This is a genomic window from Actinoplanes lobatus, assembly GCF_014205215.1.
Lineage (GTDB): Bacteria > Actinomycetota > Actinomycetes > Mycobacteriales > Micromonosporaceae > Actinoplanes > Actinoplanes lobatus.
In genome coordinates this window covers 1,320,503-1,345,250 of the sequence record NZ_JACHNC010000001.1, presented here as the reverse complement: position 1 = coordinate 1,345,250, position 24,748 = coordinate 1,320,503, and the positions used below count along the sequence as shown (strand labels likewise).

Below are 24,748 nucleotides of genomic sequence, written 5' to 3'. Positions count from 1 at the left end.
AGCACTGCCATGCCCGCAATCCTGAGCACCCAGGCCACCACGGCGCTCACGCCTGACCTCATCGGCTCCCAGGCAGTGCTGACGCCGGACGCCGTAGCCGTCATCGACGGCGTCCGGCGGCTCACCTACCGGGAACTGGACATCCGCTCCGCCCAGCTCGCCGACCTTCTCCGGGAGCGGGGCGCGCGCCCGGGCACACACGTCGGTGTGCTGCTCGGCCGCGGCCTCGACCTGATCGTCGGGCTGCTCGGAGTCTGGCGCACCGGAGCCGCCTACCTGCCGCTCGACCCGAACCACCCGCAGGACCGGATCGACCGGATCCTCACCGCCTCCGGCTGCGCGCTCGTGCTCTGTGACGCCACCGGCGCCGGCACGGTCACCGCGGCCGGCGCCCAGCCGCTCGACCAGGCCGCGCTCGCCGCCGACCTGGCCACCCGGCCGGTCACCGCGCCGCCGGTGACGATCAGCGCCGACGACGTCGCCTACGTCGAGCACACCTCCGGCTCGACCGGCGTCCCCAAGGGCGTCGTGGTCACCCACGGCGGCCTCGCCAACCTCCTCGACTGGGCGGTACGCGAGGTCGGCATCGACTCCGGCGACCGGATGCTCCAGCGCACCTCGCTCGTCTACGACGCGCACGCCTTCGAGATCTTCACCCCGCTGGTGTGCGGCGGCACGCTCGTGCTCGCCCCCGCCGACGACACCGCCCCGGCCACCCTGCTGCGGGTCATCGCCGAGCACGCGGTCACCGTCATGCAGGTCGTCCCGTCGATCCTGCACACCCTGGTCGAGGAGGACGGCTGGGCGGGCTGCGCAACGCTGCGGCTCGTCGTCTCCGGCGGCGAACAGCTGCACGCCGAACCGGTCCAGCGCCTGCTCGGCCTCGCCGACGTCGAGGTCTGGAACGTCTACGGCCCCACCGAGACCACCATCAACTCGCTCGCCACCCGCGTCGACCCGGCCCAGCTGTCCGGGCCGATCCCGATCGGGCGGCCCCTCCCGCGTACCCGGGTGCAGGTCGTCGACGAGCGCGGCCGGGTCGTCGGCGTCGGCGTCCCCGGCGAGCTGCTGATCGGCGGCGCCGGGCTGGCCCGCGGCTACCTCGGCCGCCCGGACCTGACCGCCGAGAAGTTCGTGCCCGACCCGCTGGCCAAGGACGGCGGCCGCGTCTACCGGACCGGCGACGGCGTCCGCTGGCGCGCCGACGGGCAGCTGGAATACCTGGGCCGCCTCGACGACCAGGTCAAAGTCAACGGGGTACGCCTGGAGCCCGCCGAGATCGAGGCGGCCCTCGCCACCCACCCGGACGTCGTGGCCGCGGCCGTCACCACCTACCGGCTCGCCGACGGCGCCGCCCGGCTCGCCGGCTACATCGTGCCGCGTACCGGCGCCGGACCGGACCTGGACGCACTCCTGCGGGCCCACCTGCTGGACCGGCTGCCGCAGTCGCACGTGCCCGGCCGGTTCCTGCACCTCGACGCGCTGCCGCAGGTGGCCAGCGGCAAGGTCGACCGCCGCGCCCTGCCGCACCCCGACGAGACTCCGACCGGGCAGGCGCCCACCGGGGCCGCGCCGTCCACCGCCTCCGAACTGGTCATCCAGCGCGCCTGGCAGGAACTGCTCGGCGACCGGGAACTGACCGTCGAGGACGACTTCTTCAAGCTCGGCGGCACCTCGCTGCAACTCACCAAACTGCTCTCCGACCTGCGTACGCGGACCGGTGCCGACCTCAACCTGCGCGCCCTGCTCTACGCGCCCACCCTGCGGGCCCAGGCCCGGCTGCTCGACGGCGCCCGGGCCGGATCGGTGATCACCCGCGCCGACCGTGCCGGTGGCCTGCCGCTGTCCAGCGGTCAGCGCCGCCTGTGGTTCATGGACCGGCTCAACCCGGCCAGCCCCGAATGGATGGCCGGCCTGCTGTTCCGGCTGCCCGAGGGCGCCGGCCGCGACCTCGCCGAGCGGGCCCTGAACATCCTGGTGGCCCGGCACGAGTCGCTGCGCACCGAATACCGCGAGGTGAACGGCGAGCCGCTCCAGTTCATCCGCCCCGGGCTCACCGTCGAGGTCGGCGAGCAGCGCACCACCCCGGCCGACCTGCCGCAGCGGATCGCCGCCCTGCTCGGCCGCGGCATCGCCCTGGACGGGGCCGAGCCGCTGCTGCGCGCCGTGGTGCTCGACGTCTCCGACGGCCGCCGCCTGCTGGCCGTCGCCATGCACCACATCACCACCGACGGCTGGTCGGCGGCCGTGCTGGAGCGCGAGTTCGCGCAGGTCACCGGCGCTCTGGCGGCCGGGCGCACGCCGGAGCTGCCGGAACTCGACATCCAGTACGCCGACTTCGCCGCCTGGCAGCGCGACCGGCTCACCGACGAGGTCGTCGAGGCCGAACTCGGCCACTGGGCGACCGTCCTCGATGGGCTGGCGCCGCTCACCCTGGTCACCGACCACCCGCGCCCGAAGATCCGCGACGGGAAGGGCTCGATCGTTCCGGTCACCGTGCCGCCGGCCCTGGTCCGTTCGCTGGACGACCTGGCGGCCGCCACCGGCGCCACCCGGTTCACCACGATCCTCGCCGTCTACGCGCTGGTCCTGGCCCGCTACAGCGGCCAGTGGGACATCCCGGTCGGCACCGTCGTCGCCGGCCGCGGCCGCGCCGAACTGGACGGCGTGGTCGGGTTCTTCCTCAACAACCTGGTGCTGCGCTGCAAGCTCGACCCGGAGTCGACGGTGACCGAGGCGGTGACCCGGCTCTCGACCGTCACCCGGGACGCCTTCGCCCACCAGGAGCTGCCGTTCGACCTGCTGGTGGACCGGATCGTGCCCGAGCCCGACCTGTCCCGCACCCCGCTCTACCAGGCCGCCTTCGACCTGCACGGCGCCGACTTCAACGAGGCCGTCGACGACGACCTGGACACCATCCGGCAGATGTGGCGGGTCACCCACACCGACCTGACGCTGCTGCTGCGCCCCTCCGCGGACGGTGGACTGGTCGGCGGCCTGGAATACGCCACCAGCCTGTACGGCGCGGAGACGGCGGGACGCATCGCCCGTACCCTCGAAAATGTCCTGGCCGAGGCGGCCGCCGCGCCCGGCGCCCCGCTGGCCGCGCTGAGCGCCCTGACCGGGACCGACGCCGCCGACCTGGACCGCTGGAGCCACGGCGAGCCGGCGATCGACGGCGCCGTCGTGCCGGTCCGGCTGGTCGAGCAGGCCACCCGTACGCCGCGGGCGATCGCGGTCCGCGGCGACGGCTTCACCCTCACCTTCGGCGAACTGCTCACCCGGGCGGGGGCGGTGGCCCGCTCGCTGAGGGACGCCGGAGTCCGCCGCGGCGACCGGGTCGGCGTGCTGATCGAGCGCGGACCGTGGCTGCACGCCGGGCTCCTCGGGGTGTGGCTGGCCGGGGCGGCCTACGTGCCGGTCGACCCGGACTTCCCGGTGACCCGGGCCCAGTCCATGCTGGACGGCGCGGCCGCGCTGGTCACCGACGCGTCCCGGGCCGGGGTGTTCGACGGCCCGGTGACCGTGGTCGACAGCCTGGTGCCGACGCTGTTCACCCCGGTCGAGGTCGACCCGGACGAGCTGGCCTACGTCATCTACACCTCCGGTTCGACCGGCCGCCCCAAGGGCGTCGCGGTCACCCACCGGGGCCTCGCCAACCACGTGAACTGGGCGGTCCGGGACCTCGCATCGGCCGGCGCCGGCGGTGGCGCCGTCTTCTCGTCCGTCGCGTTCGACCTGGTCGTCCCGAACGTGTGGGCGCCGCTGCTGGTCGGCCGGCCGGTCCACCTGTTGCCGCAGGACCTGGACCTGGCCGAGCTCGGCTCCCGGCTCACCGCGGCGGGACCGTACGCCTTCCTCAAGCTGACCCCCGGCCACCTGGAGGTGCTCTCCCACCAGCTCACCCCGGAGCAGGTCACCGACCTGGCCGGCGTGATCGTGGTGGCCGGCGAGGCGCTGCCCGGCGCCCTGGCCGGCCGGTACTCACCGGCCGGCCGGCTGGTCAACGAGTACGGCCCGACCGAGGCGAGCGTCGGCACCTGCATCCACCCGGTGCCGGCCGACCCCGGTACGGGTGTGGTGCCGATCGGCGCCCCGCTGCCCGGCATGGTGATGCGGGTCCTCGACGAGCGGTTCCACCAGGTGCCGGTCGGCGGTGTCGGCGAACTGTTCGTCGGTGGCACCGGGGTGGCCCGGGGCTATGTGGACCGTCCCGATCTGACCGCCGCCCGGTTCGTGCCGGACCCGTACGGCCCGGCTGGTTCCCGCATGTACCGCTCCGGTGACGTGGCCCGCTGGCGGGGCGACGGCGCGGTCGAGTTCCTCGGCCGGTCCGACGACCAGGTCAAGATCCGTGGCTACCGGGTGGAGATCGGCGAGATCGAGGCGGTGCTGCGCGAGCACGCCGGCGTGGCCGACGCCCGCATCCTCGTCGACGACCAGGGCGAGAACACGCGGCTGGTGGCCTGCTGGGTGCCGGTCGGGCCGGCCCCGGTCGCCGACGCCATCCTGCGCGAGCACTGCGCCGGGATCCTGCCCGACTACATGGTGCCCACCGGGTTCCTCGCCATCGACGCCATCCCGCTCAACGCGAACGGCAAGGTGGACCGGTCGGCGCTGCCCGACCCGGCCCCGTCGGACGCGAACCGGGACGAGGAGCCGCTGTCGCCGGTCGCCGAGTACGTCCAGCAGCTCTGGCGGGAGAAGTGCGGGATCGCCGCCGGCCCCCGGGAGAGCTTCTTCCACGCCGGCGGCAACTCGATCATCGCGATCCGCCTGATCGCCGCCATCCAGGACGAGTTCGGCGTCACGCTGCCCGTCCGCGCCGTCTTCGAGGGTCCCACGATCGTCCAGATGGCGGAGCTCATCGAGAACCTGATCCGTGACGAGATCGACCAGATGTCCGACTCGGAGGTCGTCGCGGACCTCACCATGACCGAGGAGCCCCAGGCATGACCGCCCAGCAGTCCACCAGGAACGTCGCCGACCTCCGCGCGGAGCTGCTGCGCAAGCGGCTCTCCGGGCAGTCCGGTGCGGCCCGCCGGGACACGATTCCCCGCGCCGACCGCGACGGCGTGCTGCCGCTCAGCCACGGCCAGCAGCAGATGTGGTTCCTCAGCCGGCTGGACCCGAACAGCATCGAGTACCTGGTCCCGCTGATGATGCGGCTGCGCGGCCCGCTCGACGTCGACGTGCTGCGCCGTGCATGGGAGCACGTCTGTGCCCGGCACGAGGTGCTGCGTACCCGGATCGAGCTGCGCGGTGTCGAGCCGGTGCAGGTTATCGACGCGCCCCGCCCGGTCGCCCTGCCCGAGATCGACCTGACCGGCCGCCCCGAGGCCGAGGTCGAGGCGTTCATCCGGCGCGACCTCCAGGCGCCGTTCGACCTGGCCACCGACTGGCCGGTACGCGGCGCGCTGCTCCGCCTCGGCGACGACCACCACGTGCTGGCCGTCGTCTTCCACCACGTCGCCTGTGACGCCTGGTCGACCCGGATGTTCGGCTCCGAGCTGAGCGTGGCCTACAACGCGCTGGTCCGCGGCGAGGCGCCGGCCCTGCCCGAGCTGCCGGTGCAGTACGCCGACTTCGCCCAGTGGCAGGGCCGGGAACTCGCCGGCGAACGTGGCGAGCGGGAGCTCTCCTACTGGCGGGAGCGGCTGGCCGGACTGGAGCCGATCTCGCTGCCGATCGACCGTCCCCGCCCGCCGGTCCGTAGCCACGACGGCGCCGACGTGGTGTTCGACGTGCCGGCCGAGCTCGCCGACCGGGTCCGGGCACGGGCCCGCGAGTTCGACACCACCGCCTTCACCGTCCTGCTCAGCGCGTACCAGGCGATGCTGTCCCGGTTCAGCGGCACCGACGACGTCGCGGTCGGCACGGTCGTCTCCGGGCGTGCCCACGCCGACCTCCAGCGCGTCTTCGGCTACTGCATCAACACGCTCGTCATGCGGGCCGACTGCGACGGCTCCTTCGCCGAGTTGCTGCGCCGGGGCCGGGCCACCGTGCTGGACGGGTTCGACCACCACGCCGTGCCGTTCGCGCGGCTGGTCGACGAACTCCAGCCGGACCGCGACCAGTCCCGTACGCCGATCTTCCAGACCGCGTTCACCCTGCACGAGTACCGCCTCGACGTGCTCCAGTTCGCCGGCCTGACCGCCGAGCCGTTCGGTGAGGACGACGGCATCGCGAAGTACGACCTCACCCTCCAGATGCAGGAGCGCCCGGACGGCACGATCCACGGCCGCCTCCAGTACGCGACCGCGCTGTTCGACCCGGCCACCGCGTCCCGGCTGGCCGGCGCCTTCCAGCGGGTCCTGGCCGCCGCCGTGACCGACCCGGAGATCCGGCTGCCGGACATCGAGATCCTCAGCCCGGCCGAGCGGGCCGTCGTGGTGGTCCCGCCGGTCGAGGGCCCTCGGGTGGACCTGATGGCGCACGAGTTCTTCGAGGCCCGGGCCGCCGAGAATCCGGACGCGATCGCTGTCGTGGCGGGGGAGACCCGTCTGACGTACGCCGAGGTCAACGCCCGGGCCAACCGCCTGGCGTGGCTGTTGCGCGATGCCGGGGTGGGCCCGGAGGACCTGGTCGGTGTGCACCTGGAGCGTGGCGCGGACCTGATCCCCACCCTGTTGGGTGTGCTCAAGTCGGGTGCGGGTTACCTGCCGCTGGACCCGGCCAACCCGATGGAGCGCCTCGGCTACGTGGTGCAGGACGCCGGCGCGAGGATCGTCGTGACGTCCCCCGAGCTGGCGCCCGGGTTGTCCGAAGTGTTCGACGGTCGCCTGATCACGCTTCCTGAGGACGGCTGGACGAACAATCCGCCCAGAAACGCGACGCCGGAGAACGTGATCTACACGATCTACACCTCCGGCTCCACCGGCCGCCCGAAGGGCTGCATGCTCACGCACGCCAACGTGGTGCGGTTGATGGAGGTGTGCCGCACCGAGCTGGGCATTCAAAGCGATGACGTGTGGTCGTTGGTGCATTCGTACGCGTTCGACTTCTCGGTGTTCGAGATGTGGGGCGCGTTGATGTACGGCGGCACGGTCGTGGTCGTCCCTCGTTCGGTCGCGCGTTCGCCGGAGGACTTCTTCCAGTTGCTGGTGGACGAGAAGGTCACCGTCCTGTCGCAGACGCCGACCGCGTTCCGGTCGCTGACCCCGTTCGCGGGAGACGAGCGGCTGTCGATCAAGTCGGTGGTCTTCGGTGGCGAGAAGCTGGAGATCGCCGAGATCCAGCCGTGGGCCGGCAAGGTTGCGCTGGTCAATATGTACGGCATCACTGAGACGACAGTCCATGTGACTGTGCACGAGTTGACGGCACAGGATCTGGTCAACACGTCGGTGAGCCCGGCCGGTGTGGCGTTGCCGGATCTGTCGGTGTATCTGCTGGACCAGGCCGGTCAGCCGGTCCCGGTCGGGGTGCCCGGCGAGATCTATGTCGCCGGTCCCGGTGTGGCCCGCGGCTACCTGGGCCGTGCGTCGCTGACCGCGCAGCGGTTCGTGCCGGACCCGTTCGGCGAGCCCGGCACCCGCATGTACCGCAGCGGCGACCTGGCCCGTTGGACCAGCGAAGGCAGGCTCGAATTCCTCGGCCGCGCCGACGACCAGGTCAAGATCCGCGGCTTCCGGATCGAGCTGGGCGAGGTCTCCGCCGCCCTCTCGGCCTGTGCGGGTGTCCGTGACGCGGTCACCGTCCTGGCCGGCGACCGCCTGGTCGGCTACCTGGTCACCGAGGGCGACCTGGACCGGGCCGCCGTCCGCGAGGAGCTGGCCCGCACCCTGCCCGACTACATGGTCCCGGCCGCCCTGGTCGAGATCGACGCGATCCCGCTCACCGCGAACGGCAAGCTGGACAGGCGGGCCCTGCCCGCCCCGGACGGCGCCCAGCTGCGGAGCGCGGGCGAGTACGTGGCCCCCCGTACCCCCGCCGAGGAGGCCGTCGCCGCGGTCTGGCGTGCCGTGCTCGGCGCCGACCGGGTCGGGGTCACCGACAGCTTCTTCGAGCTGGGCGGCGACTCGATGCGGGCGGTGGCGCTGGTCGGCGCCCTGCGCGAGGCCGGCTATCAGGTCAGCGTCCGGGACGTGTTCGAGCACCGTACGGTGGCCCGGCTCGTCGAGTTCGCCGGTGAGACCAGCGCGGACGCCGCCTACCGGCCGGTGAGTCCGTTCGAGCTGATCGACGAGGCGGACCGGGCGTTGCTGCCGGACGGGATCGTCGACGCCTACCCGCTCGGCCAGAACCAGCTCGGCATGGTCATCGAGATGCTGGCCGACGACGGGCAGAACAACTACCACAACGTGTCGGCGTACTGGATCCACGACGACCAGCCGTTCCTGCCGGGCGCGTTCGCCGAGGCCGGGCGGATCGTGCTGGCCCGGCACGACGTCCTGCGCACCTCGATCGAGCTGACCGCGTACTCCCGCCCGATGCAGCTGGTGCACGCCCACGCCGAGATGACCACCGACGTCTGGGACTGCTCCGGGATGACCGCCGAGCAGGTGCGGACCGAGGTTCAGGAGTTCGGTGCCCGCGAGCGCGCCAACCCGTTCGACATGAGCGTTCCGGGCCTGATGCGGTTCCACGCGCACACCACCACCGGTCTCGGCGGCTGGTGGCTCTCGCTGGTCGAGTGCCACCCGATCCTCGAGGGCTGGAGCTACCACTCGCTGCTCATGGAGTTCGTCACCACGTACCTCACCCTGCGGGCCGGGAACACGCCGGAGGAGGTGCAGGCGCCGCCGATCCGGTTCGCCGACGCGATCGCCGGCGAGCTGGCCGCCCTCGACTCGGAGGACGACCGCGCCTACTGGCGGGACCTGGTCCGCTCGCACGCCCCGCTGAGCCTGCCGGCCGGCTGGGGTGACCCGGAGGCGCCGGCGGCCGCCCCGTACAAGACCGGTTTCTCCTGGCGTGACCTGGAGTCCGGGCTGCGCGCGCTGGCCGCCGCGACCGACACGTCGATGAAGGCCGTCATGCTCGCCGCCCACCTCAAGGTGATGAGCCAGCTCACCGAGGAGGAGTCGTTCCACAGCGGCCTGGTCTGCGACGTCCGGCCCGAGGTGACCGGCGCCGACCGGGTATACGGCATGTTCCTCAACACCCTTCCCTTCCCGTACGCCCGTGGCGCCCGCACCTGGGGTGACCTGGTCCGGGACGTGTTCGCGGCCGAGGTGGACCTGTGGGGCCACCGCCGCTTCCCGCTGCCGGCCGTGCTGCGCGAGTGGCAGGGCAGCGGCCGGATCATGGACGTCTACTTCAACTACCAGGACTTCCGTCAGCTGGACACCGAGGTGGTCGACGCGGCCTCGGGCATGGACGACAGCCCGACCGAGTTCCCGCTGACCGTCGCGTCCCGGGCCGGCTACCTGATCCTGACCGCCAACCGCCGCCACCTGACGACCGCCGCCGCCGACAACCTGGCCGCCATGTACCGGGCCGTGTTCCAGAGCATGGCCGCCGAGGGCGCCCGCGGTGACGCGCTGGCCGTCTACCTGTCGCCGGCCGAGCGGGCGGCGCTGGTGGCCCCGCCGGCCGTTCGCGCCGGGACCGACGTGCTCGCCCACGAGCTGTTCGAGGCCCGGGTGGCCGAGCGGCCCGACGCCATCGCGGTGGTCGCGGGTGACGTCGAGCTGACGTACGCCGAGGTCAACGCCCGCGCCAACCGCCTGGCGTGGCTGCTGCGCGACGCCGGGGTGGGCGCGGAGGACCTGGTCGGTGTGCACCTGGAACGCGGCGTGGACCTGGTCCCGACGCTGCTCGGGGTGCTCAAGTCCGGGGCCGGCTACCTGCCGCTGGACCCGGCCAACCCGCTGGAACGTCTCGGCTACGTCCTGGAGGACGCGGGAGCGGAGATCGTCATCACCTCGGCCGAGCTGGCGCCCGGACTGGCCGACGTGTTCGACGGCAAGCTGATCATGACGCCAGAGGAGGGCCGGACCGACAACCCGCCGCGGGTGTCCACCCCGGACGGCGTCATCTACACCATCTACACCTCCGGTTCGACCGGCCGGCCCAAGGGTGTGGTGCTCAGCCACCGCAACGTGACCCGGCTGCTCGACACCGCGCAGGAGCACTACTCCTTCGGCAGCTCCGACGTGTGGTCGTTGGCCCACTCGTACGCCTTCGACGTCTCGGTCTTCGAGATGTGGGGTGCGCTGGCCTTCGGCGGCCGCATCGTCGTCGTGCCCCGCTCGGTGGCCCGCTCGCCCGAGGACTTCCTCAACCTGCTGCTCGACCAGCGGGTCACCGTCCTGTCGCAGACGCCGACCGCGTTCCGGTCGATCGTGACGGCGGCCGGCGAGGGCGACGAGCGGATCGACCGCCTCGACCTGCGCGCGGTCATCTTCGCGGGCGAGAAGCTGGAGGTCGCCGAGCTCAAGCCGTGGGTGGACCGGGTCGGCCTGGATCGGGTCGCGCTGGTCAACATGTACGGGATCACCGAGACCACCGTGCACACCACGTACCACCGGCTCGACGAGCTGGACATCGCCGACCCCGGCATGAACCGGGTCGGCGACCCGCTCGCCGACCTCGGCGTCTACCTGCTCGACGCGTCCGGCCACCCGGTGCCGTTCGGTGTCTCCGGCGAGATCTACGTGTCCGGTCCCGGTGTGGCCCGCGGCTACCTGGGCCGTCCGTCGCTCACCGCGCAGCGGTTCGTGCCGGACCCGTTCGGCCCGGCCGGCAGCCGCATGTACCGCAGTGGCGACCTGGCCCGCCGCCGCGCCGACGGCACCCTGGAGTTCCTCGGCCGCGCCGACGACCAGGTCAAGATCCGTGGTTTCCGGATCGAGCTGGGCGAGATCTCCGCCGCCCTGTCGGCCTGCGACGGCGTCCGCGAGGCCGTCACCGTGCTGGTCGACGGCCGCCTGGTCGGCTACCTGGTCGGTCACGCCCCCGACCCGCGGGCCATCCGCGAGACCCTCGCCCGCACCCTGCCCGAGTACATGGTCCCGGCCGCGTTCGTCGAGATCGACGCGATCCCGCTGACCAACAACGGCAAGCTCGACCGGCGCGCGCTTCCCGCGCCCGGCGAGCAGACCTACGACAATGACCGGTACGTCGCCCCGCGCACGCCCGGCGAACAGCGGATGGCGGCGATCTGGGCGAACGCGCTCAAGCTGGAGCGGGTCGGCGTCGAGGACGACTTCTTCGAGCTGGGCGGCGACTCGATCCGGGCGGTCAGCCTGGTCGGCGCGCTCCAGGCGGCCGGATTCGCGGTCGGCGTGCTGGACGTCTTCGAGCACACCACGGTGGCGGCGCTGTGCGCGTCGGCGACCGGCAACACCGTTCAACCCACCCCGGTACGTGCGGTGGCCCCGTTCGAGCTGATCAGCGACGACGACCGGGCCCGGCTGCCGGAGGGCCTCGACGACGCCTACCCGCTGCTGCGCACACAGACCGGCATGCTCGTGGAGACGCTCGCCTCCGGGGAGCGGGCCAACTACCACGACTTCACGTCGTTCCTGGTCCGCGACGACGCGCCGTTCGACGCCGGCCTGTTCCGCGAGGCGGTCACCCTGGTCGCGCGGCGGCACGACATCCTGCGTACGTCGGTCGACCTGACCGGATACAGCGTGCCGATGCAGCTCGTGCACCACGACGTCACCATCCCGGTGGCCTGCCACGACCTGCGCGACGTCGACCCGGCCGAGCTGCGGGGGACGCTGGAGGCGTTCGCCGCCGCCGAGCGGGGCAACCCGTTCGACCTGTCGACGACGCTGCCGCTGCTGCGGATCAACGTGCACGTGCAGACCGGCGACTCGTGGCGGCTGTCGTTCACCAAGAGCCACGCGCTGCTGGAGGGCTGGAGCTACCACCAGCTGCTCAAGGAGTTGGTGGAGGCGCTGCGCGGGCTGCGCGACGGGACCCCGGTCGGCTACGACGCGCCGCCGGTGCGGTTCGCCGACACGGTCGCGGCCGAACTGACCTCACTCGCCTCGGACACCGACCGCGAGTTCTGGAACGGGCTGGTCGGCGAGTACGAGCCGCTCACCCTGCCGCAGGACTGGCACGGCGACCTGACCGTACCGGCCGAGCGGATCGACGGCGGGTTCTCCTTCTCGGACCTGGAGCCGGGCCTGCGTGAGCTGGCCGCCACGGCCGGCGTCCCGTTCAAGGCGGTGCTGCTCGGCGCCCACCTCAAGGTGCTGAGCCAGCTCACCGGCGCGGAGCGGTTCTTCACCGGCCTGGTCGGGCACGTCCGGCCCGAGGTCCAGGGCTCCGAGCGGCTGATCGGCATGTACATCACCACGCTGCCGCACCCGTCCGCCCGCGATGCCGCCACCTGGGGCGACCTGGTGCGCCGGGTGTTCGACGACGAGGCGGCCGCCTGGCCGCACCGGTCCTACCCGATGCCGGCGATCGCCTCGGCCGGGCAGCGCCTGATCGACACGTTCTTCAGCTACCTCGACTTCCACCTGCTCGACGACGGTGACGTGGTCGACGAGGGCAACGGCATCAACCGGACCGCCATGGAGTTCGGGCTGGCGGTGACCGCCATCGGCGGCGTCCTCGGCTTGCGCAGCAACACCCACCTGCTGTCCCGGGAGAACATCGACCGGATCGCCGGCATGTACCGGGCCGTCCTGGCGGGCATGGCCGCCGACGGTACGAGCGGTGACGCGCGGGCCACCTACCTGCCGCCGGCCGAGCGGGCCGCCGTGGTGGTCCCGCCGGTCGCCGGGACTACATCGGAAAAGCTGGCGCACGAGTTCTTCGAGGCCAGAGTCAAGGAGAACCCGGACGCGCTCGCCGTGGTGGCGGGGGAGTCCCGGCTGACGTATGGCGAGGTCAACGCCCGTGCGAACCGTCTCGCGTGGCTGCTGCATGATGCCGGGGTGGGCCCGGAGGACCTGGTCGGTGTGCACCTGGAGCGTGGCCCGGATCTGATGCCGGCGCTGTTGGGTGTGCTCAAGTCCGGTGCGGGCTATCTGCCGCTGGACCCGGCGAACCCGATGGAGCGCCTCGGCTACGTGGTGCAGGACGCGGGCGCCGAGATCGTCGTGACGACGGCTGATCTAGCGCCCGGTTTGGCCGAAGTGTTCAACGGCAAGTTGATCATTCTGGACGAGAGGGAGGGCCGGACCGATAACCCGCCGACGGTCGCGACCCCGGAGAACGTGATCTACACGATCTACACGTCCGGCTCGACGGGTCGTCCGAAGGGCTGCATGCTCACGCACGCGAATGTCGTGCGCCTGATGGAGGTGTGCCGCACCGAACTCGGCATCGAAAACAACGATGTCTGGTCGTTGGTGCACTCGTATGCGTTCGACTTCTCGGTGTTCGAGATGTGGGGCGCGTTGATGTACGGCGGCACCGTCGTGGTCGTCCCGCGGTCGATCGCCCGTTCGCCGGAGGACTTCTTCCAGCTACTGGTGGACGAGAAGGTCACCGTCCTGTCGCAGACCCCGACCGCGTTCCGCTCGTTGACGCCGTTTGCGGGGGACGAGCGGTTGTCGCTCAAGTCGGTGGTGTTCGGTGGCGAGAAGTTGGAGATCGCCGAGATCCAGCCGTGGGCCGGCAAGGTTGCGCTGGTCAACATGTACGGCATCACTGAGACCACAGTCCATGTGACTGTGCACGAGTTGACGGCAATGGATCTAGTCAACACGTCGGTGAGCCCGGCCGGTGTGGCGTTGCCGGACCTGTCGGTGTATCTACTGGACCAGGCCGGTCAACCGGTCCCGATCGGTGTCCCCGGCGAGATCTACGTCGCCGGCCCGGGTGTGGCCCGCGGCTACCTGGGTCGAGCAGCCCTGACCGCACAGCGGTTCGTCCCGGACCCGTTCGGCGAGCCCGGCACCCGCATGTACCGCAGCGGCGACCTGGCCCGCTGGACCAGCGAAGGCAGGCTCGAATTCCTCGGCCGCGCCGACGACCAGGTCAAGATCCGCGGCTTCCGCATCGAACTCGGCGAGATCAGCGCAGCCCTCTCGGCGTGCGACGGCGTCCGCGAGGCGGTCACCGTCCTGGCCGACGGCCGTCTGGTCGGCTACCTGGTTCCCGACGGCCGCCTGGACACCCGGGCGATCCGCGAGACGATCTCCCGCACCCTGCCCGACTACATGGTCCCGGCCGCCCTGGTCGAGATCGACGCGATCCCGCTGACCACCAACGGCAAGCTGGACAAGCGGGCCCTGCCCGCCCCGGACGGCGGGCAGCTCCCGGCCGCCACCGGCGTCGCCCCGCGCACCCCGCTGGAGCAGCAGCTCGCGCTGGTCTGGGCGCAGGTGCTGGACCTGCCGCAGGCCGGTGTCGAGGACTCGTTCTTCGACCTGGGCGGCGACTCGATCCGGGCGGTCAGCCTGGTCGGCGCGGTCCGGGCGGCCGGCCACGACGTCTCGGTCACCGACGTGTTCGAGCGGCGTACCGTCGCCGGGCTCGCCGAGCTGATCGGCAGCCGGACGGCGCCCGCCGAGCCGCACCGGGCCACCGCGCCGTTCGCGCTGATCAGCGAGGCGGACCGGCGGCTCGTGCCGGACGGGGTGGCGGACGCCTACCCGATGCTCCAGGCGCAGGCCGGCATGCTGTTCGAGCTGGAGGCCGGCGAGGTGGCGCACTACCACAGCACCGGCGGTTACAAGGTGATCGACGACGCGCCGTTCGATGTGGACGCGCTGCGGGCCGCGGTCCGTACCGTCTGCGCCCGGCACGAGGCGCTGCGGACGTCGTTCGACCTGTCCACCTACTCGATCCCGCTCCAGCTGGTGCACGAGCGGGCCGAGCCGCCGGTCGGCGTGGTCGACCTGCGCGGCCTGGACGAGGCGGCGCGTGACGCCGCGCTGAACGACTACGTCACCGGCGAGCAGTCCCGGCCGATCGACCCGGCCGCCGTCCCGCAGCTGCGGATCGGTGCCCTGGTCGCGGACGACGGCTGGTGGCTGGCGCTGTCCCGGTCCCACATGATCACCGAGGGCTGGAGTCAGCACGAGATGCTGATGGAGCTCGTCGACTGCTACCGGGCGCTGCGCGACGGCGCCACCCCGGCGCGGCCGGACGCCCTCGGGGTCCGGTTCGCCGACACGGTCGCCGCCGAGCTGGCCGCGCTGGAGTCCCCGGCGCACCGGGAGTTCTGGCAGGGCGTCGTCGACGACCGGATGCCGTTCCGCCTGCCCGCCTGGGGTGACACGACCGGGCCGGACGAGGCGTACCAGATCACGGTTCCGGCCATGGACCTGGAGGGGCCGCTGCGCGGGCTCGCCATGAGCTCCCGGACGTCGGTGAAGAGCGTGCTGCTCGCCGCCCACCTCAAGGTGCTCAGCCAGCTCACCAACGAGCCGGCCTTCCACGCCGGGCTGGTCTGCGACACCCGGCTGGAGGTGCTCGGCGCGGACCGGGTGCACGGCATGTTCCTCAACACCCTGCCCTTCCCGTACGACCGGTCGGCCACCACCTGGCGGCAGCTGGTCCGCGCGGTCTTCGACGCCGAGGTGGCCATGTGGCCGCACCGCCGCTACCCGATGGCCGGGGTCTCCCGGCTGGCCGGCGGCACCGGGCGGCTCGTCGACGTCATCTTCAACTACCAGGACTTCCACAACCTGGACGGCGAGCGGATCGACCTGGCGGCGGGCTTCGGCACCGGCACCAACGAGTTCGGGCTGACCGTCACCACCTCCAACGGCGGTCTCACCCTCAAGACCCGTACGTCGGTGCTGTCCCGCGAGCACGCCGACCGCCTCGCCTCGATGTACCGCCAGGTGCTGGAGGCGATGGCCGCCGACCCGGAGGGCGACGCCGGCCGGGTGTTCCTGCCCGCCGACGACACCGCCCGGATCGCCGGCTGGGAACCGGCCGCCGAGGGCACGGTCACCGACCGCCCGGTGCCGCTGTCCTTCGCCGAGCAGGCCGCCCGTACCCCGGAGGCGCTCGCCGTCCGCGGCGACGGCTTCGAGGTGACGTTCGCCGAGCTGCTGGGCCGGGCCGGTGCGGTCGCGGCTTCCCTCAAAGACGCGGGCGTGTCCCGCGGTGACCGGGTGGGTGTGCTGGTCGACCGGGGTCCGTGGCTGCACGCCGCGATGCTGGGCGCCTGGTTCGCCGGCGCCGCCTACGTGCCGGTCGACCCGGCGTTCCCGGCGGCCCGGATCGCGTCGATGCTGGACGGCGCGGCCGCCCTGGTCACCGACGCGGACACCGCGTTCGACGGTCCGGTGATCCAGGTCGAGGGCCTGGAGCCGGCCGCCTTCGAGCCGGTCGACGTCGACCCCGACGAGCTGGCCTACGTCATCTACACCTCCGGTTCGACCGGTAGGCCGAAGGGTGTCGCGGTGTCGCATCGCGGCCTCGCGAACCACGTCGGCTGGGCGGTGCGCGATCTGGCCGTCGCTGGTTCCTTGATCGGCGGGGGTACGGGCGGAGCCGTCTTCTCCTCGGTGGCGTTCGACCTGGTCGTCCCGAACGTGTGGGCGCCGCTGCTGGCCGGTCAGCCGGTCGAGATGCTGCCGCAGGACCTGGACCTGTCCGAGCTGGGCGCACGCCTGCACTCGGCCGGCCCGTTCGCGTTCCTCAAGCTGACCCCCGGCCACCTGGAGGTGCTCTCCCACCAGCTCACCCCGGAGCGGGTCACCGGCCTGGCCGGCGTGATCGTGGTGGCCGGCGAGGCGCTGCCCGGCACGCTGGCGGGCCGCTACTCGCCGTCCGGCCGGATCGTCAACGAGTACGGCCCGACCGAGGCGAGCGTCGGCACCTGTATCTTCCCGGTGCCGGCCGACCCCGGTACGGGTGTGGTGCCGATCGGCGCCCCGCTGCCCGGCATGGTGATGCGGGTCCTCGACGAGCGCTTCAACCAGGTGCCGGTCGGCGCCCTGGGCGAGCTATGCGTCGGCGGAACCGGTGTGGCCCAGGGCTATGTGGACCGTCCCACCCTGACCGCGCAGAAGTTCGTCCCCGACCCGTACGGTCCGGCCGGCTCCCGGCTCTACCGTTCGGGTGACGTGGTCCGCTGGCGTGGTGACGGGGTGGTCGAGTACCTGGGCCGTTCCGACGACCAGGTCAAGATCCGTGGCTACCGGGTGGAGATCGGCGAGATCGAGGCGGTGCTGAACGAGCACCCGGCGATCACCGAGGCCCGCGTCCTGCTCGTGGGGGGACGGCTCATCGCGTACATCACCGGGTCTTCCGAAGGGGTTGCCGCGTTCTGCGAGCAGCGCCTCCCGGAGTACATGGTCCCGGCCGCGTTCGTCGAGCTGGACGTCATGCCGCTGAACGCCAACGGCAAGGTCGACCGCCGGGCGCTGCCCGAGCCGCCGGCCGCCGGTCCGGAGACCGTCGACGACACCCCGATGACCGCGATCGAGACGGCCGTCGCCGAGGCGTTCCAGCGAGCGCTGGGCGCCGCCCCGATCGGCCGCGGCGACCGCTTCTTCGAGCGGGGCGGCGACTCCATCCGGGCCGTCGCGGTGGTCGGCGCGCTCCGCGGCCACGGCTTCGACCTGACCGTGCGGGACGTCTTCGCCCAGCGCACGGTCGCCGACCTGGCCGCCGTCCTGGCCGGCCGGGGAGCGGGCGTCGCGGCGCAGACGGTCACCGAGCGGTACGCGCTGATCAGCGCCGCCGACCGGGCCCTGCTCCCGGCCGGAACCGTGGACGCCTACCCGCTGGGCGAGGTCCAGCTGGGCATGGTGGCCGAGTACTTCGCCAGCGGCGAGCGCCGGACCTACCACAACGTGGCCGCCCGGCGGATCACCGACGGCCGGCCGTTCGACGAGGCCGCGTTCCGCCGCGCCGTCGGGGTGATCACCGCCCGGCACGAGAACCTGCGGACGTCGGTGCACCTCACCGGCTACTCGGTGCCGATGCAGATCGTGCACGGGACCGCCGAGGTGCCGGTGCGGGTGGTGGACGCCCGCGGCGCCGACGAGCGGCTGCTCACCGCCGAGGTGGCGGCCGAGCGGGCGAACCCGTTGGACTTCCGGTCCGCGCCGCTGATGCGGCTGGCCGCGCTGGTGGAGAACGACACCACCTGGTGGCTGCTGATCACCTGCTCGCACGTGATCACCGACGGCTGGAGCAGCGCCACCTTCGAGATGGAGCTGGCGAACGCGTACCGGGAGATCCGCGACACCGGCGCGCCCGCCGCCTACGAGCCGCCTGCCGTCCGCTACGCGGACGTCATCGCCGGCGAGCTGGCGTCGCTGCGCGACCCGGAGGACGCCGCGTTCTGGAAGCGGGTGGTCGAGGAGCACGCACGGTTCGACGTTCCGGCCGCGTGGGCGGTCACTCCGGGCGACAAGCCGGAGGCGTACGGGGTGAGCGTCCCGATCGACGACCTGGCAGGAGACCTGCGGGCCCGTGCGGCCGAGGCCGGTGTCCCGTTCAAGACCCTGCTGCTCGCCGCCCACCTGGAGGTGCTCGGCCGCGTCACCGGCGCGCCGGCCTTCCACACCGGTGTGGTGTTCCACGGGCGGCCCGAGGCGGTCGGCGCCGAGCGGGTGCTCGGCATGCACCTCAACTCGCTGCCGTTCCCGCACCGCGCCGGCGCCCGGACCTGGCGTGAGCTGCTCACCCGGGTCCTGGAGCAGGAGACGGAGGTCTGGGCGCACCGGCAGTACCCGCTGTCCCGCATCCAGCGGGACGCGGCCGTCGACGGCCGGCTGATCGACGTGCTCTTCAACTACATCGACTTCCACCAGGTCGACGGCGAGATCGTCGACCAGGGCGTGGCGGTCAACCAGCGGGCCAACGACTTCGGTCTGTCGGTGCACGCGTTCGGCGACCGCCGGATCGGCATCGCCACCGACGGCGTGCTGCTCGCCCCGCGGTACGCGGACCAACTCGCGGCGCAGTACCGGTCGGTTCTGACCGGGATCGCCGCCGGACTCGACGAGGAGGCGACAGTGCTTCACGATGGCGACCCGCTCGCACACGACCCGCTCGCACACGAGCTGTTCGAGGCCCGGGTGGCCGCGGACCCCGATGCTGTCGCGGTCGTGGCGGGCGATGACGAGCTCACGTACGCCGAGGTCAACGCCCGGGCGAACCGTCTCGCGTGGCTGCTGCGCGACGCCGGCGTGGGACCGGAGGACCTGGTCGGCGTGCACCTGGAACGCGGCGTGGACCTGGTCCCGACCCTGCTGGGCGTGCTCAAGTCCGGCGCCGGCTACCTGCCGCTGGACCCGGCCAACCCGGTCGAGCGTCTCGGCTACGTGCTGGCGGACGCGGGCGCGGACATCGTGGTCACCTCGGCCGCGCTGGCGCCCGGCCTGTCCGATGTGTTCGACGGGAAGCTGATCCTGCCGCCCACCGAGGGCAGGATCGACAACCCGCCGCGGGTGGCGACTCCGGAGAACGTGATCTACACGATCTACACCTCCGGTTCGACCGGCCGGCCCAAGGGCGTGGTGCTGACCCACCGCAACGTGACCCGCCTGCTCGACACCGCTCAGGAGCACTACGCGTTCGACGACGCGGACGTGTGGTCGATGGCCCACTCGTACGCCTTCGACGTGTCGGTGTTCGAGATGTGGGGCGCCCTGGCGTTCGGCGGCCGCCTGGTGGTCGTGCCGCGGGACGTGTCCCGCTCGCCGGAGGACTTCCTGAACCTCCTGGTCGACCAGCAGGTCACCGTCCTGTCGCAGACGCCGACCGCCTTCCGCTCGGTGGTCACCGCGGCGGCCGACGGCGACCGGCGGATCAAGCTGCTCAGCCTGCGCGCGGTCGTCTTCGCCGGCGAGAAGCTGGAGGTGGCCGAGCTCAAGCCGTGGGTGGACCGGGCCGGACTGGGCCGGGTGGCGCTGGTCAACATGTACGGGATCACCGAGACCACCGTGCACACCACGTACCACCGGCTCACCAAGCGCGACCTCGCGCCCGGCGCGGGAAATCCGATCGGCCGGCCCCTCTCCGACCTGGAGATGCACCTGCTGGACTCGGACGGCAACCCGGTTCCGCCGGGTGTCACCGGCGAGATCTACGTGTCCGGGCCCGGCGTGGCCCGCGGCTACCTGGGCCGCCCGTCGCTGACCGCGCAGCGGTTCGTGCCGGACCCCTACGGCCCGGCCGGCAGCCGCATGTACCGCAGCGGCGACCTCGCCCAGCAGCGCCCGGACGGCACCTTCGAGTTCTTCGGACGGGCCGACGACCAGGTGAAGATCCGCGGCTTCCGGATCGAGCTCGGCGAGATCAGCGCCGCGATCAGCGGCTGCGACGGGGTCCGCGAGGCGGTCACCGTGCTCGGCGCGGACGGCCGGCTGGTCGGCTACGTCGTGCCGGCCGAGGGCCGGACCCCGGACCCGCGGGCGATCCGGGAGACCATCTCCCGCACCCTGCCCGAGTACATGGTCCCGGCCGCGCTGGTCCCGATCGCCGCGATCCCGCTGACCACCAACGGCAAGCTGGACAAGCGGGCCCTGCCCGCGCCGGAGGCCGGCCAGTGGCGCAGCGGCGGCGAGTACGTCGCCCCGCGTACCCCGCTGGAGGCCTCGGTCTCGCAGATGTGGCAGTCGGTGCTCGGCATCGACCGGGCCGGCGTCACCGACAGCTTCTTCGACATCGGCGGCGACTCGATCCGGGCCGTGGTGCTCATCGGCACGCTCCGCGACCACGGGTACGACGTCGAGGTCAAGGACCTGATGCGGCGCCCGGTCCTGGGTGAGCTGGCCGCGCTGCTGGCCCAGCGTGCGGGAGCCGCCGCGCCGGCCGCCCCGGTGCAGCCGTTCAGCCTGATCAGCGAGGACGACCGGGCGCTGCTGCCGGACGGCCTGGACGACGCGTACCCGCTGCTCCAGGCGCAGACCGGCATGCAGGTCGAGATGCTGGTCGGCGGGGAGCACCCGCCGTACCACGTGGTGACCAGCGTCCGGATCCGTGACGGCCGCCCGTTCGACGCGGAGCGGTTCCGGGCCGCCGCGGCCCTGCTCGCGCCCCGCCATGACGTGCTGCGCAGCACCGTCAGCCTGGACGGCTACTCGACACCGATGCAGCTCGTGCACACCGAGGTGCCGGTGATCGTCCCGGTCGCGGACCTGAGCGGACTGGACGAGGCCGAGACCGCCGCGGAGATCGAGCTGTTCGTCGCCGACGCCGGCCGGCACCCGCTCGACCCGGCCGGGCCGCCGCTGCTGAAACTCGCCGTGCACCGGTGCGCGGACGGCAGCTGGCAGCTCACCGCCATCAACTCGCACGTGGTGCTGGACGGCTGGAGCCGGCGGACGCTGTTCGTCGAGCTGTTCGAGGCGTACCACAACCTGATCGAGGGCCGTCCGGTCGAATGGGCGCCGCCGGCGCTGCGGTTCGCCGACACGGTCGCCGCCGAGCTGGCCGCGCTGGCCTCCGCGTCGGAGCAGGAGTTCTGGCGCTCGCAGGTGGAGAACTGCCCGCGGTTCTCGCTCCCGGCCGGCTGGGGTGTCGCGGAGGGCGAACCGGGCGGCACGATCGTCGTGGACATCCCGTTCGCCGACCTGGAGGACGGCCTGCGCACGGTCGCCGCACGGGCCGGCGCCCCGATGAAGAGCACGCTGCTGGCCGCACACCTCAACGTGCTCGGCGGGCTCACCCCGGAGTCGTCGTTCCTGTCCGGGCTGACCCACCACGTACGGCCGGAGTCCGCGGACGCCGACCGGGTGCACGGCATGTTCCTCAACGTGCTGCCGCTGCGCCACGACCGGGGCGCCCGCACCTGGCGGGACCTGGTGGCGGCCACCTTCGCCCGGGAGCGGGAGGTGTGGGAGCACCGGCACTTCCCGATGCCGCAGATCGAGCGCAGCCACGGTGACGGCGGCCGGATGATCGAGGCCTACTTCAGCTACCACGACTTCACCGGGCTGGGCTCCAGCCTGGACGGTGAGGTGGCGGTCGGCGACAGCCTCGGCCACAGCAGCAACGAGTTCGGGCTGTCCATCTCGACCGGCCCGGGCCTGCTGCACCTGCGCTGCAACCTCCAGCTGCTGTCCCGCGAGCACGTCTCCCGGCTCGCCTCGATGTACCGCTCGGTGCTGGAGGCGATGGCCGCCGACCCGGAGGGTGACGCCACCCGGGTGTTCCTGCCGGTCGGTGAGGCCGAGACGGTCGCCGGCTGGGAGTCGGCGGCCGAGGGCGCGGTGACCGCCCGTCCGGTGCCGTTGTCCTTCGCCGGGCAGGCCGCCCGTACCCCGGAGGCGGTCGCGGTCCGCGGCGACGGTTTCGAGCTGTCGTTCGCCGAGCTGCTGGGCCGGGCCGGTGCGGTCGCGGCTTCCCTCAAAGACGCGGGCGTGTCCCGCGGCGACCGGGTGGGTGTGCTGGTCGATCGGGGTCCGTGGCTGCACGCCGCGCTGCTGGGCACCTGGTTCGCCGGGGCCGCGTACATCCCGGTGGACCCGTCCTTCCCGGCCGCGCGGGTGGAGTCGATGCTGGACGGCGCGGCCGCCCTGGTGACCGATTCCGATCGGACCGTCGACGGTCCGGTGATCCGGGTCGAGGGCCTGGAGCCGGTGGCGTTCGAGCCGGTCGACGTCGATCCCGACGAGTTGGCCTACGTCATCTACACCTCGGGTTCGACCGGTAGGCCGAAGGGTGTCGCGGTGTCGCATCGCGGCCTCGCGAACCACGTCGGCTGGGCGGTGCGGGATCTGGCCGTCGCTGGTTCCTTGATCGGCGGGGGTACGGGCGGAGCGGTCTTCTCCTCGGTGGCGTTCGACCTGGTGGTGCCGAACGTGTGGGCGCCGCTGCTGGCCGGTCAGCCGGTCGAGATGCTGCCGCAGGACCTGGACCTGTCCGAGCTGGGCGCACGCCTGGAGGCCGCGGCTCCGTTCGCGTTCCTCAAGCTGACGCCGGGTCACCTGGAGGTGCTGTCGCACCAGCTCAGCCCGGAGCGGGTCACCGGCCTGGCCGGCGTGATCGTGGTGGCCGGCGAGGCGCTGCCCAGTGCCCTGGCCGGTCGTTACTCCCCGTCCGGCCGGATCGTGAACGAGTACGGCCCGACCGAGGCGAGCGTCGGCACCTGCATCCACCGGGTGCCCGCCGACCCCGGCTCCGGCGTGGTGCCGATCGGCGCCCCGCTGCCCGGCATGGTGATGCGGGTCCTCGACGAGCGGCTCAACCGGGTCCCGGTCGGGGCGGTGGGCGAGCTGTTCGTCGGCGGCGAGGGCGTGGCCCGGGGCTACCTGGACCGTCCCACGCTGACCGCTCAGCGGTTCGTGCCCGACCCGTACGGTCCGGCCGGCTCCCGGCTCTACCGTTCGGGTGACGTGGTTCGCTGGCGTGGTGACGGGGTGGTCGAGTACCTGGGCCGTTCCGACGACCAGGTCAAGATCCGTGGCTACCGGGTGGAGATCGGCGAGATCGAGGCGGTGCTGAACGAGCACCCGGCGGTCACCGAGGCCCGGGTGCTGCTGGTCGACGACCGGCTGACCGCGTACGTGGTCGGCTCCGCCGCCGGCCTGCGGGCGTTCTGCGACGAGCGGCTGCCCGACTACATGGTCCCGGCCGCGTTCGTCGAGCTGGACGTCATGCCGCTGAACGCCAACGGCAAGCTGGACCGGCGCGCCCTGCCCGAGCACTCGCTGTCGATGGACGACTTCGAGCCGCCGGTCACCGAGACCGAGCGCGGCCTCGCCGAGGTCTTCACCGAGCTGCTCGGCGTCGAGCGGGTCGGCCGTGGCGACGGCTTCCTGGCGCTCGGCGGCCACTCCATCCTGGTGATCAAGGCGGTCGCGACCGCCCAGCGCCGGGGGCTCCCGCTGTCGCTGTTCATGATGTACCAGCACCGGACCCTGGCCGCGCTGGCCGAGGCGGTCGACGAGCAGATCGCGACCGAGGCCGCCGCCAAGGCCGCTCCGCAGGTGGCCGCGCCCGGCCTGGTGTCCCGCCAGGAGTGGCGCGACGCCATGGAACGGCACCACGTGCCGGGCCTGAGCGTGGCCGTCATCGCCGGCGGCGAACTGGTCGAGGTCGAGACGTTCGGCCGGGCCGCGGCGGGTGTCCCGGTCACCGGGCGGACGCCGTTCCAGGCCGGCTCGCTGAGCAAGCACCTGACCGCGCTGGCCGTGCTGCGGCTGGTCGACGAGGGCCGGCTCGACCTCGACGAGGACGTGAACCGTTACCTGACCGGCTGGCAGGTGCCCGCCGGGGACGGCCCGGTCACGCTGCGGCAGCTGCTGGCGCACCGCTCCGGCCTGTCGTCCACCCCGGGCGGCGGCTTCCTCCCGGGCGGCCCGGTGCCGTCGCTCACCGGCCTGCTCGACGGGGTCACCCGGATCGAGGCGGCCGGCGCCGGCTTCCGCAAGGCCAACGTCCACTACGTGGTGGTGCAGCAGGTCCTCGGCGACGTCACCGGGGATCCGTTCGACGGGCTCATGCGCCGGCTGGTGCTGGACCCGCTGAACATGGTGGACAGCGGCTTCGGCCAGGACCACCCGGCCCGGTCGGCCGGCCCGGTCGCCCACGGCCACGACCGTGACGGGGAGCCGATCGAGGGCGGCTGGCGGGTCCGCCCGGACGCCGCCGCGGCCGGTCTCTGGTCCACGCCGGCCGACCTGGCCCGGGTGGCGATCGAGCTGCGACGGTCCGCCCTGGGCCGCCCGCAGGCCCTGCTCCGGCGGGAGACCGCGGTCCTGATGCTCACCCCCTACGAGGACAGCCTGTACGGGCTCGGCACGGTCGTCGACGCACGCGCCGAGACCGAGTTCGGTCACGGCGGCACGCCGACCGGCTACCACGGGCTGTCGGTGATCGCGCTCAGGTCCGGTGACGGGCTCTGCGTGATGACCAACGGCGACGCCGGTGAGCAGGTCGTCAAGACCGTCGCCGCCCGGCTGCGCTCCCGATAGAT

General features: G+C 72.7%; 2 protein-coding genes. Both read left to right on the top strand.

Features of this window, described 5'->3' with window-relative positions:
- Positions 1–9 precede the first annotated feature (9 nt).
- Positions 10–4,956 (top strand): non-ribosomal peptide synthetase, encoded by a 4,947-nt coding sequence (locus BJ964_RS05825; protein WP_188119714.1) that lies wholly within the window; start codon positions 10–12, stop codon positions 4,954–4,956.
- On the top strand, positions 4,953–24,746 hold the full coding sequence (locus BJ964_RS05820) for a non-ribosomal peptide synthetase (RefSeq protein ID WP_188119713.1): 19,794 nt from the start codon (positions 4,953–4,955) through the stop codon (positions 24,744–24,746). The genes BJ964_RS05825 and BJ964_RS05820 overlap by 4 nt, the downstream gene beginning before the upstream one ends.
- The last annotated feature ends 2 nt before the right edge of the window (positions 24,747–24,748 follow it).